Origin of the sequence: Albidovulum sp., from assembly GCF_049646345.1 — a bacterium.
Lineage (GTDB): Bacteria > Pseudomonadota > Alphaproteobacteria > Rhodobacterales > Rhodobacteraceae > Albidovulum.
The window spans coordinates 1-12609 of record NZ_JBARVQ010000583.1 but is presented as its reverse complement, the minus strand read 5'-3'; the positions used below and the strand labels follow the sequence as shown (position 1 = coordinate 12609).

Annotated in this window: 12 protein-coding genes; 1 reads left to right on the top strand and 11 read right to left on the bottom strand. The window is 64.5% G+C overall.

The features are described 5' to 3' along the window. From tssK to WBB85_RS15155, 11 genes are all read right to left on the bottom strand, one after another. Positions 1 to 171: type VI secretion system baseplate subunit TssK (tssK, locus tag WBB85_RS15205; protein WP_432639447.1), on the bottom strand; the 171-nt coding region annotated here is incomplete at its 3' end. Positions 172 to 193: 22 nt separating this feature from the next. Further along, positions 194 to 643: a type VI secretion system lipoprotein TssJ gene (tssJ, locus tag WBB85_RS15200; RefSeq protein ID WP_432639446.1), complete on the bottom strand. Its 450-nt coding sequence runs from the start codon at positions 641 to 643 to the stop codon at positions 194 to 196. Then, positions 636 to 1931, bottom strand: a complete 1296-nt coding sequence (gene tagH / locus WBB85_RS15195) for a type VI secretion system-associated FHA domain protein TagH (protein WP_432639445.1) — start codon at positions 1929 to 1931, stop codon at positions 636 to 638. Before tagH ends, tssJ begins: the two co-directional genes overlap by 8 nt. Continuing rightward, on the bottom strand, positions 1928 to 2962 hold the full coding sequence (tssG, locus tag WBB85_RS15190; RefSeq protein ID WP_432639444.1) for a type VI secretion system baseplate subunit TssG: 1035 nt from the start codon (positions 2960 to 2962) through the stop codon (positions 1928 to 1930). Before tssG ends, tagH begins: the two co-directional genes overlap by 4 nt. Further along, positions 2926 to 4797, bottom strand: coding sequence for a type VI secretion system baseplate subunit TssF (tssF, locus tag WBB85_RS15185; RefSeq protein ID WP_432639443.1), 1872 nt, complete (start codon positions 4795 to 4797; stop codon positions 2926 to 2928). Before tssF ends, tssG begins: the two co-directional genes overlap by 37 nt. After that, the gene (gene tssE, locus WBB85_RS15180; RefSeq protein WP_432639442.1) at positions 4797 to 5513 is read right to left on the bottom strand and encodes a type VI secretion system baseplate subunit TssE; all 717 of its coding nucleotides are present in this window, start codon (positions 5511 to 5513) and stop codon (positions 4797 to 4799) included. The genes tssF and tssE overlap by 1 nt, the downstream gene beginning before the upstream one ends. Positions 5514 to 5550: 37 nt before the next feature. Beyond that, entirely contained in the window at positions 5551 to 6042 is a 492-nt protein-coding gene (locus WBB85_RS15175; protein WP_432639441.1) for an Hcp family type VI secretion system effector, read from the bottom strand. Between the two features lie 69 nt (positions 6043 to 6111). Further along, positions 6112 to 7617, bottom strand: coding sequence for a type VI secretion system contractile sheath large subunit (tssC, locus tag WBB85_RS15170; protein WP_432639440.1), 1506 nt, complete (start codon positions 7615 to 7617; stop codon positions 6112 to 6114). Positions 7618 to 7620: 3 nt separating this feature from the next. Then, entirely contained in the window at positions 7621 to 8154 is a 534-nt protein-coding gene (gene tssB / locus WBB85_RS15165) for a type VI secretion system contractile sheath small subunit (protein WP_432639439.1), read from the bottom strand. Positions 8155 to 8168: 14 nt separating this feature from the next. After that, positions 8169 to 9302 carry a type VI secretion system protein TssA gene (gene tssA / locus WBB85_RS15160; RefSeq protein ID WP_432639438.1) on the bottom strand — a complete coding sequence of 378 codons (1134 nt, stop codon included), beginning with the start codon at positions 9300 to 9302 and terminating at the stop codon, positions 8169 to 8171. Positions 9303 to 9380: 78 nt separating this feature from the next. Then, a complete protein-coding gene (locus WBB85_RS15155; RefSeq protein WP_432639437.1) occupies positions 9381 to 11471 on the bottom strand; it encodes a serine/threonine-protein kinase in 2091 nt (696 codons plus the stop codon). A 152-nt stretch (positions 11472 to 11623) separates the two neighbouring features. Here WBB85_RS15155 and WBB85_RS15150 point away from each other — a divergent pair. Further along, a partial coding sequence (locus tag WBB85_RS15150) for an AAA family ATPase (protein ID WP_432639436.1) occupies positions 11624 to 12609 on the top strand: 986 nt, incomplete at its 3' end.

The window sequence follows — 12609 nt, the reverse complement described above, 5'->3', positions numbered from 1 at the left end:
GGCATCGAGTGCGGCACGGTCGATCTCCAGCGCCGAGAAGCCCCAGCCCTGCAGGTGCCCGGCCCGCAAGCCCGCCCGCATCAGCGCCTCGGCATAGCGGTCCTGCTGTTGGAAGTGCTGGGTTCTGAGGAACAGCCCCTCGGACCAGACAACCTTGTTCACATCCGTCATTCCGTTCCCCTGACTTGCCGCGTCACGCTGGGCGCAGCACGATGCCGCCCGATCCGACCTCGACCGCGAAGCTGACTTTGGCGGTGGGCGAGACCGCGCTTTTCGCCCGGAACGCCTTGCCCGCCGGGTTGCGGAAGCCCGCGATCACGCCGATCGCCGTCGTCGCGGGGTCGAGGGCGATTGTCTTCGTAGCGCCCGCGCCTGCGGTCAGCACCATCTGGTCGGCCTTCACGAGGTCACCGCCCAAGGCGCCTGGGGGGTTCTGCAGGGCGAAGAAATCGGCACTGTCGAAGGCCCCCGTCCCCTTCATCTGCACGATATGCAGCGTCAGCGGCCGGTCCGACCCGTCGGGACCGGGATTCATCCCCGCACTGCCGGTGGCCATCAACGTCGCGGAACCAGCGGCGGGGGTGCAGGCCGCAATCAGCCCAAGTGCCGCCGGGCCAAGCAGAACTGTGCGTCTGTCAATCATCTCCGGTCCTCCTCATGCCTTCATATGCGTCGCGAAAATCCGATCCGACTTCGCCCAGAAACCGGTCCTCGGCAGCGCGCGCGATGTCGCGATATCGGTCGGTGTAAAGCTGCCAGAGCCGCGCACTGCGCCCGCCCGACAAAAGCGCCTTCATCAGGCCTTCGGCTTCGGCCTCGCGTTCGATCTCGGCCGGGTCGAAGCGGTCGATCATGCGGCGGAGCGCAGACTGCACGGCGGTCCAGGTTCTCAGCTGGTGATCCGAGAGATCACGGAACGCACCGTTGATAGCCTCTTCAGGCGGCAGGTAGCCCGCGCCCTTTGGCGCGATCAGTGCGGTCAGCGCATCATCGGTCGTCGCAAGGAACTTCAGCGGATTGACATCGGCGCTGCCGATCACCGTCTGCGCCACGCGCACGCTGCCCTTTTCCTTGCTCCGGGTGCGGAGCAGGTGGACGAGCCCTTCGACCAGAAGCCGGTAGCGGCGACCAAGCGCCTCCATCTCTTCCTCCGTCCCCTCGGCCTGAAGGCGTTTCGGGTCGAGCCCGAGCCCCCGGAACAGCGCGGCATGAAACGCCCTTTCGTCGGCGTCCGGGGCGGGTTGCGGAACGTCCGGCCGGGATGTCTGCGGCGCTTTCGGTGCAGATGCGGGCCGTTGCTGTTCTGGTTCAGGCCGCGCAGACTCAGCCTCGTCAAAGAAGTCGTTGAAACTGAAACCGCCTGCTGTGTCCGCGGGCTTTGTCGACTCGGGCCCATGCGCAGGCAGCGGGTCGAGCGTGAACGGGCCGTCGAATTCGACCCGCTGTGTCGCCTTTTCAGGGCGGTGAGGCGTGGCAGGCTTGCCTTCGAACGGCTCGGGCAATGTCCCGGGCCGGGGCGGCGTAGGTTCGGGGGCGTCGCGGCGGGCGAAGAAGTCGTCGGCATCGAAATCGGAGGCCGTCGCAGGTTTAGGCGCGACCTTCTCCGGCGATGGCGTCGGCCCCATCTCCACCCGGATCACCACGTCACCCATGCGCAGCCGCATTCCCGGCGTCAGCGCCACGGAATTGCCCGCGCCAAGCGGTGTGTCGGCCCCGTCGATGAACAGCCCGCCCCGGCTCGCATCCGTGACGGTATAGGTGTCGCCATCCTCGGAAATCACGCAGTGGCGGCGCGAGACGAACATGTCCGGATCGTCGATCGGCCAGTCGCAATCCGCCCCCCGCCCGATGCTGAGTTCCCCACTGATATGGCGCATCTCGGGCCGGGGCTGGGGGTGGAGCGAATGTTCGACGATCAGGCGAAGGGTCATGCTGCCTCCTGCGCGGGATCGGTGAAACGGGTCAGGCGCAGGTCATCGGCATCCGTGGCACGGGTCGGGGCCACCCAAGCGGTGCGGCCCAACTGGCAGGCGCCGATTCTTGGATCGGGCACCTCATCCCGCGCAAGAACCAGACGCAGGTCAAAGTCGATCTCACGCCCCATCGCGAAACGGATCGCATGGCGGAGACGCGCGCGAAGGTCGCTGTCGTCCAGCAGGCGGCAGTAGTCGGGCAGCGCCAGCGGCCCGATGCGCAACTCGGCGCGGTCCTGCCGCTGAAAGCTGCGCCGCCCGGTGACGGCGCTTTGGCCAAGGACTGCATGGGAATGCCCGATGCGGGTCTGCAAATGCGTCGGGATCTCCATCCAGTGACCGGTGAATTCGACCAGCCTGACCGGCATGACCAAGAGATCGGTGACAAGCCGGGTCAGCCGCTCTGGCCCGTGCACATCGCTGCCGAGCGAGGTCGCATGGCGCAGCTTCAGGGCGGCGTCCCGTGAACCCATTCCCGGCAGGCCGATCCCGGCCAGCGCCGCCTGCATCGCCTGCCCGCGCCCGCCTTCGCCATGTTCGGCCTGCACTTCGGGCCGGGCATCGCCCCAAGCCCGCCAGTAAAGCGCCAGCATCCGGTGCTGAAGCATGTTGCAGAAATCGAGGAAGGTCGTGTCGGCCGTCGCGGTATCGGCATTGCCCGCGAACCAGCGGTCAGAAAGGCGCGAGAGGACCCAGCGGCTGAGATGCAGCGGCATCGCCCCTTCGGGACCGAGAAGCCCCAGCACCTCCACATCGACCTTTGCCGGGCGCTCTGCATCGCCGGGGCTGAACCCCGCCACGTCGCCCGTCGCCACCGACAGCCGCACCTTCTGGCCGAGCCGCGCCGGTTCCTTGTCCGGCCCGCCGGTCCGGCCAAAGCGCAGGTCGCCGGTTTCGAGCCGCCGCAGCAGTTCGAAAAAGCCCATCCGTTCAGGATCGGGCAGCGCGCCGGTCAGATCAGGGCGCGGTTGCCCGGCGACATCGGCCATGTCACCTCCTCTTGTGACTGCAGGGCCCGCGTTTTCGTGCGGACAAAGGAATTGACGCCCGCATGGCGGGCGAAAAGCTGGTTGAGAAGGGCTGAGAGCAGGAGCGTGGCTGCCCCTGTCAGCACGGTTTCATCGACATGGAGCGTGATCTCGACGCCCTTGCCGAAACAGACCGGGCCCGGAATGCCCAGGCGTTCGATCAGGGGACGGGACGTCACGCGGGTGATCGACCGCGCATGGCGGGCAAGCTCCGGGTCGCCCCGGTCGGCATAGAGGTCAAGCATCGCGCGCAGGGGTTCGGCATCGCGGCTCTCTTCGGCCAGCGACAGGTGGTTCAGCGACAACTGCGCGATAAGCCGCCATGCCAGATCGTCCAGCTGCGCCTCGCCGCCCTTGGCGAGTTTCGGCAGTGTCGCGACCAGAGATCCGCGCGGGCGGCGCATGGCCCCCAGAAGCTCCACCCGCCCGACCGGGTCGCCGGTTTCCAGCGTCAGCTTGGGACTGTCGTCAAGGATCGGCAGGTCGCGATTGCTGCAAAGCGCGCGGATGTCGAGCCGTCTGATCGCGCGCGATACCCGCGCCCCGGCGGGCCGCGCCACCGAAATGAACAGGTCATCGCCGGTATAGGAGGTGCGCGTCTGGCCGCGCCGGATCTCATCTTCCCCCGGTCTGCGGGTGCGGCGTTCGGTGGTGTAGACAAGCCCCGCGCCGCGCATCTGGTCGGCGGCGTAGAGTTCCTGCAATGCGGCGTCGGGGCCGTCGCTGTCGGCATCCTCGACCCGGATCAGGCGGAAGATCTCGAAATCGCGCGGGCGGGTGCGGTCGGCATGGACGACATGGGCGCTCGCGTGGCCGTCGAGTTCGACCACATTGCATTCCTTTTCGAAGAGGTTGATCAGCGGCGTCGCGAACAGCTTGAAGTCGCGCGCCGTGACGGCCGACAATGCAGGTTGCGGGCGGTTCAGCAGGATCAGGATTTCCAGCTTGCCTGCACCGCAATCTTGGATCGCCGGGTTCAGGCCCGAAAGGCGCAGATAGTGGAACCGTTCCGGCATCAGGAAGTATTCCCGCATCAGCCGGTAGCCCTCGAAGGCAGGCCGGACGCGGGGCAACAGCGCCTCACCATCGCCGATCCCCACCATCGCGGGGCCGGTCGCCTTGCGCCAGGTGGCGCCCTTTTGCGACGACCGCGCCAGAACGTCCCCCGCCGCGCCGAAGACCCCGTCAAAGATCGCGCCCGCGCGCGGGCTGAGGGCAAAGGAAAGGTCCAGCAGGTCGAGGCTGAGTTCGGACAGCGCGCCCGGCCCCGCGCGTTGCAGCGTCAGGCGCAAGCCAGCCTCGGCCCGTCCGTCCGGCACGCCTGCGGCTTTCAGTGCCCCGCGGTCAGTCAGGTACTCAACGCTATTGAGCGCGACGGGCCAGAGCGTCACATCCTGCGCCGTCGTATAGGTCGCGCGCGTCGTCAACCCTTCGCGAAAGGCGGACGCCATGCGGGTGCCGCGCGGAACCGTGTGGCCGTCGATCATCGTCTGGACCTGCGGGCCGGGATGCAGCACCGCCGTCGTGACAGCAGGTGCCGGACCGACAAGATCGGGATAGAGCGCATCAAGCAGGTTGCGCACGAACCGCGTGCTTTCGGCATCGACCTTCAGCCGCGTGCGGGCAGCGAGATAGGCAACGCCTTCCAGCAGCCGCTCAACATAGGGGTCGGGGCAGGGGGCGACATCGATCGAGAGGTTGCGCGCCACCTCGGGGTGCATCGCGGCGAATTCGGTGGCGAGGTCGCGGATATGCCCCAGCTCGGCTTCGTAATAGGCAAGGAAGTTGCGATCCATCACACCTCCCCGAGCGCGGTGACCGCGCTGCCATTGTCGAGGTCGATCGTGGTCGAAAGCTTCAGTCGTTCCGGCACGGGCGACATGAGCAGTACACCCTCGATCTCGATCCGAAGACCGGTCCTGTCGCCGGTTGCGACCTTGACCCTGATCGTGTCGCGCTTCAGGCGCGGTTCATAGACGGCGACGATCTCCTTCAACTCCTTGGCCAGCGCGTCAGGGTCGAAATCGCGCGCGCGGCGGCCGGAGAAGGACGGCACGCCATAGTTCAGGACCGAACGGCGGACATAGGGAAAACCGGCCAGAAGCTCCTCGGGGTCCTCCGCGTGCCCGCGTTCGGCATCACCCAGCAGGTGGCGGGCCTGAAGGCGTTCGATGTTGAAAAGCGCCTCGATATCGCGGCGCACCGCTTCGCGGAGGACCGAAGGCGTCACGACGATGCCGCGTTCCTCCAGGGCCGCCCGTCGTTCGATCTGGGTCAGGAAGACATGCGCCAGCCGCCGTTCCTCCTGATCAAGCGAGGCCTCGCGTTCCAGTGCCCGCCGCCCGCCCGAGACGAGGCGGGCCACGCGGTCCGCCCCGATCTCATTTTCCAGATCTGTCCGCCGCCGGTCTGATTCGGCAACCAGCCCCGGCAAATCATCGACCAGCCGGTCCCAAAGGCTCGGCTGCACGGCTTCGCGCCGCGATTGCAGGGGTATGGCCGTGTCAGACATGGGCGCGCCTTGTCATTGGTTGTTTCCCATGCTGCCGTCAGGCGCCCGCAACGATATCGTATTCGACCTCGTGCTCGTCGCCCGCGGAATGGTCGTCTGCCTGCACGACGTATTTCACGTTGATCTTCTCGCAGGAGATGCTCAGCGTTTCGTTGATCATGTCGTCGGTGTCGGACTCACCCTGCGCCTGCGCCATTTCGTAGGTTGTGACGATGCAGTTCGTCATGGTGACGGTCAGGTAGTCGAGATGCGCGTCTCCGGAATCCTTGCGGGCCATGAATACAATCTCGTCGAAGGCCCTACCCTGCATGCAAGCAAGCGCGATATAGGGCGAAGATGCGTCGTACCATTTCATGCAAGTGAAGTCCGACACCTGAGCGCGACCGCGCGTCCGCCCGCTGCCGGTCGATGCCGAGCTGGATTGCGCGACACGCCAATGCACGCCGTAGACATCAATCTCGCCTTCATGATCGGCGCGCTTGGATTCGCCGTCGATGTCAGGAACTTTCAGATACCCTGTGAATGCCATTGTTTGGTCCTTTCAGCTTGTATGATCCGTTTCATTGTCCGACGGGTTCCGCAGGCGCGGTGACGTTCGTCAGGATCCCTTGACGGACGGCAGTTCCGACACGAGCCTGAGGCTCGCGTTGATGCCCTCCAACTGGTAGTGCGGGCGCAGATAGAAACGTGCGTTGTAGTAACCCGGCCGCCCCTCGACGCTGTCCACCTGGACTTCGGCGGCGGCCAGCGGGCGCTTGGCCTTCTGCTTGTCATCAGCCATCGCGGTGTTGGCCAGCACGTAGCGGTTGATCCATTCCGACAGCCAGACCTGCATGTCGGCGCGTTCCTTGAACGTGCCGATCTTGTCGCGCGCGATGGCCTTCAGGTAGTGGGCGAAGCGGCTGACCGGGAAAAGGTAGGGCAGGTTCGCACTGAGCCGTTCATTGGCCTGCGCGTCGGGATCGACCAGCTTGCCTGCCCGCGTCTCATCGTCCTGCAGCGAATGCGCGCCGATGAAGGCCGCGACATCGGTGTTCTTGCGGTGCAGGATCGGCATCATGCCGAGTTTCGCCAGCTCCGCCTCGCGCCGGTCGTCGATGGCGATCTCGGTCGGGCATTTCATCGCCACACTGCCATCATCGGTCGGGAAGCTATGAACCGGCAGGTTGATCACCGTTCCGCCCGACTCGACCCCCCTGATCTGCGTGCCCCAGCCGAAAAGCTTGTGGCTGCGGTTGATGTTCACGCCCATGGCGAAGGCGGCGTTCATCCAGACATAATGGTCATGCTTGCCGTCAAGTTCTTCTTCGAAGGCGAAGCCCTTCACCGGCACTGTCGCGGCGCCGTAAGGCAGACGCGCCAGAACGCGCGGCATGGTCAGGCCGATATAGCGGCTGTCCTCGCTTTCTCGCAGCGATTGCCAGGATGCATAATCGGGTGATGATACGATCTGTTGCAGGTCCTGCGGGTTCGGCAGTTCCTGCCAGCTTTCCATGCGGAACAGCTGCGGTGCTGCAGCCGCGATGAAGGGCGCATGGGCGCTGGCGCAGACGCCAGAGAGGTTGCGCAGAAGCCCGACATCGCGGGGATGGTGCGAGAACTCGTAGGCGCCGATCAGGCAGCCATAGGGCTCGCCGCCGAACATTGAATATTCCTCGGTGTAGAGCTTCTTGAAGGCCGGGGACTGGTCCCACATCTGGCCTTCGAAATCCTCCAACTGATCGGCAAGCTGGTCCTTGGTGATGTTCATCACCCTTATCTTCAGCTTCTGGTCGGTCTCGGTGTTGTTGCAAAGGTAGTGCAGCCCGCGCCATGTCCCCTCGATCTGCCGCACCTCGGGAGCGTGCAGGATCTCGTTCATCTGGGTCGTCAGCAGACTGTCGATCCCGGCGATCAGCGATTTGATCGACTTGACGGCATTGCCCGATATGGTCGCGGTGCCCGCCTTTTCCTTTGCGGCAACGGCGAGGTTCTGCACCAGCTTCTGCAGCTTGGCGCTGTCGTCTTCCTTGACCCGGAAATCCTTTTCCAGAAGGTCGCTGAATTCCTCCAGATCGAGGGCTTCGGCCTCGGCGACGGCGGTGTCTTTCTTGGTCTCGGCCATGACTTATTCCTCCGCCTTGCCGGATTTCATCGCCTCTTCGGCGACCTGCGCGAGCAGGGGTTCGTTGGTCAGAAGCTGGGCGATGCGCTTTTCGGCATTCACCTTGCCGTCCATGTAGGACAGGAGTTCCTCAAGCTGGCGGCGCATCTTCAGAAGTTCCGACAGCGCGGGGACCTGTTCGGCGACCTTGTCGGGGGCGAAATCACCCATCGAGTTGAAGCTGAGATCGACGAACATCTCTTCATCGGCCTCAGCGCCTTCCCCGGCAGGCAGTTTGTTGGGCACGCGCGCCTTCACGCGGGGGCTGAGGGCCTCCATGAATTTCGGAAAGCGCCCCGCATCGACCTCGACAAAACTCCGTTCCGCTGGGGATTTCTGCGCCTCGCGGGTTTCCGACGCACCGGCAAGGTCCGCCATCACGCCCATGACAAAGGGCAGTTCGATCGTCGTCGGGCTGCCGTAATGTTCGACATCATAGGCGATCTGCACACGCGGAGCGCGGTTGCGTTCGATCACCTTGGCTTTGCTCTCGCTCATCTGTCCGCTTCTCCTTATTTCGATTTCTCATCAAAAACGCCCGCCACATTGCGGAATTCCTTCATTCCGGCGGGCGCGATTTCTTCCATCAATTCGACGAAGTTCATGGGCACCATCTTGCGCATCCGCTTGGCCAGATGCGGGATGGGGGACGAAGGTTCGGTGCGTTCGTAGAAGTCGATGATCTGATCCAGCGCGCGTTCGACATCGCGGCGCGAATCAATCTGGCCGGGCATGGCGGCCTGTGGCGCGGTGGCGGCTTCGGACGCTTTGCCATTCGCCTGTTCGGACGGGGCCGGGGTCATCGTGGTTTCTTCGGATGCATTGTCATCCTCCTCCTGCGCGGCGGCGACGGTGGCGGCGATACGGTCAAGGAAGGTCGCGAGGGCCTTGAAGCCGACCCCCACGCCATTGTCCGCGACCTGCACGTTCAGCGCCGTCTCCAGTCCGGTCAGCGCCTCCCGCGCCGCGGCGACGTCATTGGCCAACGCCTGCAAGTCCTCGGGCCGCTCGGCCGCCGTCGCCCGGCAGGCGGTGCGGACGCGGGCCACCCGCGCCTCATGCTCGGCCACCAGTGCTGCGCGCTCCTTGTCACCAAGGCCCGAGGGCGCCTCGTTCAGAACCGTGTTGCGGCTGACCATTCCGGCGGCAAGGTCGGCACCCGATACCGGGCCGATACCGCGCGGAGTCATCACGATGGTGAACTGCAAGTCGCCCAGAATGCCGGCATCGTCGTTCTCGATCTGGTAGAGCGCGTTGATCCGGCGCGTCGCCGCCTCACGCCGCGTGCCGCCGTCGCGCAGCACCGGATGCAGGTCGTCCCAGTTCCTCGCAACCGTCTCTGCCAGCAGCGTCAGCCCGGCGGCCAGCCCGGCAAAGCCAGCCTCATTCGCCGCCGCCCGCGCGACGATCACCAGCAGACGCAGATCCCGCCCTGTGGCGGCCAGCTCTTCCGCATCGGCGATCAGACCATCCCAATCCAGCGTGACCGAACCGGTCCCGCCGGATTTCAGATCCTCAAGTCTGTAGCGTCGCGAGGCGGGCTCAAGGAGCCGTTCGATCGCATGAAATCGGGCGTCATTGCGTAACTCAACCCCAGAGGGATTCGTAGTATCCACCGGGGTGAGGAACGCTTCCAGGTTCCTCATGTCCCGTACCTTTCAAAACAACTTTAAGAGTACAAACACAGATCAATGCCCAGAGTGTTCGCCCCTTTTGACCGTGCGTCAAGGTCCGGAATCCAGTAGTCTGGCAGCCACAGAGGTAATGTTTTCCGGACTGTCCGCCTGAATTTCGGCCAGTGCCTCGGTGAAAGAGGCGATGGATTCGTCGCGCGGCCTGCGGATGTCGAAAAGGTTTTCCCGCGACAGGATCGCCACAACCTCGCTCTTGCCGAAATCGGTGGGTGAGATCTTCATCGCCATCAGGCGTTGGTCAGCCCTGAACGCATCAATCGAATGAAGGACGCGAATGCGGCGGATGCCGTTTTCGACGATGCCAAGCCGATCGATCCTTTGTTCCTCAAAATTGATGTTCGGCAGCAGGTTAAAGACCTTGCCGGTATTGTCGACGACCACGACCCAGAGCGATCCTTCGGTCACATCAGCGGGAAGGTGAACCTCGACGATGGGGTTGTCATCGACGTGATAGGAACCCGAAAGGTTCGCGGTCCCGGTTTCGCCCTCGCCCAGCCAGATCGACAAACCAGCCTGCGGCAGATCGGGCAGGACCTGCCGGACGGTACAGATATCGGGGTTGAGTTCGGTCGTCTCGATCCTCACGTTGCGGTCGCCTACGGCATCTGCCAGCCGGGAATGGATCACGTCTTTCGTCGCGGGCTGCGCGACCGAGCCCGTCACCGTGATCGAATCGCCAAGTGCATAGGTGTCGCCCGTCGTGTTTTGCGCGAGGGGGCCACAATCTGCGACCTTGTCCAGCATCGCCGAAACGGCTGTCACCGTTAATACTCTCGGCCCGGCGCTGATCGCTGTGGTCAGGGTGAAGCCAGCGGCGCGGGCCCAGTCCTGCAACCGGTCCTCGGTCGCGCGCCGGGCCGCGCTGTTGGCGGCCAGCCCCTCGACCCGCGCATCCAGTCCCGAGACATCGATGCGCCAGTCCTCCAACCCGTCGCTCTTGTCCATAAGGTCGGCAACTGCGCCGGGCCAGATATGGGACGGAACACCCTGCGCCAGCGTCAACGCCTTCGGTACCGGGCGCGCACCGGCCCGCGCCGCGAAGGCCTCGGCCAGCATTGTGGCAGTTTCAGCATCGGGGGCGTTGCCGGTCAGCGCCGCCCCGTCCGATCCGCCGCGCGCCTCGAACCGGTAGGGGGCGGCGACGGGCAGGTCTGGTGGCCAGATCCAGTCGGCGACACCCCCGAAATAGGCCACTGTCGCCGCAATCAGCAGAACCGGCAGAAGCAGCCACCCCATCCGGCGTCCTGCCGTCGGCCCGTCTGCCCCGGTCGGCCGCGCCGCGCGCCCTTTTGGGGCAAGCATGGCGTCGAGGTGCGCGACAATCTCATCGGCTGAGGCGGGACGCTGCGCGATGTCGGGTGCCGACAGCCAGTCGATCAGGCGCTTCAGGGGTTCCTGCACATCGGAAGTATCAAGCGGCTGCTGCTTGCGCCGCACCATTTCGCCGGGCGTTGCGCCTGCAAAGGGGATCTCACCGCGAAACGCCGCCAGCAAGAGCGCGCCGAGGGCGTAGAAATCCGACCGTTTCTCGGCCCTGCCCTCAACCTGTTCGGGGGCGGCATATTCGTATTTGCCGGCGAAATCGTTGCCGACGATGGTCCGCGCCCCGGCGCCGGTATCCTTGGCGATGCCGAAATCGATGATCATCGCCTGTTCCGCGCTGCCAGCCTTGAGGATCACGTTGTCGGGCGACAGGTCACGGTGCACGATGCCATTCCGATGCGCCGCGCGCAGTCCCATTGCCACCCGATGCGCGACGATCAGAAGTTCGCGCGGCTCCATCCGCCGCGCTGCCATTTCCTCGTTCAGCGACGGCCCGTCGATATAGTCCATGACCAGAAACACATGCCCCTGATCCGAGCGCGAACATTCGGTGTAGCGCACGACCGCATCGTCGCGGATATCGCGCATCTGCTCCTCGCGCTTCATCAGGTCGATATAGTCGTCATTGCCGGAAAACTGGCTGTTCAGCGCTTTGATCGCGACCGTCCGCCCGGTGATCTGGTTGATCGCGCGGTAAACCTCACCCGTCCCGCCGCGACCGAGGACGCCCTCAATCTCGTAAGTGTTGTTCAGAACCTGCCCCCGGCTGAAAATATCGCCGGGCATCGCATCAATCATCTTACGCCCCCGAATGACCGCGAGGCTGCGGTTTGTGCAAAATGGTCGCCTAAAAAGCGATTCCAGCTTAGACTGACTGCGGGTTAGCGTACCTGTTTTTTTTCCGTTCGACCAAGTCAGATCATTCATTCGACCAATTGGGGGCAGAGATTATGGCCCAACGCGGTTCGCCCGAGACGATCAAGCGAAAGGAGCTTGTGGGTAAGCTCAACCCTTTGTGCCTGAAGGCGTTTTCGGCTGCGGCGCAGGCTGCAAAGGCACGTGGAAACCCCTATGTGGAGCTTGTCCATTTCATCGCCGAACTGGCACGGTCGTCGCGGTCGGATTTTGAGATATTGCTGCAATCTGCGGGCGTGGATGAGGCGCGGTTGGAGGGCGACATTGCCCGCGCGGTCGACGCACTTCCCCACGGCGCGGGCTCGGTCGAGGAGTTTTCCGACCACATCTTCCGCGCCATTCAGGAGGGCTGGACCTTCGGATCGCTGGAGTTTGGCGACGACACGGTGCGGTCAGCCTACCTGCTGCTCGGTGCCTTGAAGACGCCGGTGTTGGAAGGGCTGCTTTACAAGATCAGTCTGGAATTCGACAAGATCGACCCGGACGCGATGGCGGGGCAGTTGTCGGACCTGTTGTTGGAGTCGGTCGAGGCAACGGCGGCGCCCACGAAGGACGACACGCCCAAGGCGCGGCCCGGCGGGCAATCGGCACTGGACCAGTATGCGACGAACCTGACCGAACGCGCCAAGGCGGGCAAGATCGATCCGGTTGTCGGCCGCGACATGGAGATCCGCCAGATCATCGACATCCTGATGCGGCGGCGGCAGAACAACCCGATCCTGACCGGCGAGGCCGGGGTGGGAAAGACCGCTGTTGTGGAGGGCTTTGCCCTGCGTCTGGCGCGGGGCGATGTGCCACCGCAGTTGCGCGCGGTGGAGTTGCACATGCTCGATGTCGGGCTGATGCAGGCGGGGGCCTCGGTCAAGGGCGAGTTCGAGAAGCGGTTGAAAACCGTGATCGATGAGGTCCAGTCGTCGGACAGGCCGATCATCCTTTTCATCGACGAGGCGCATACCCTGATCGGCGCGGGCGGGGCGGCGGGCACTGGCGACGCCGCGAACCTTCTGAAACCGGCATTGGC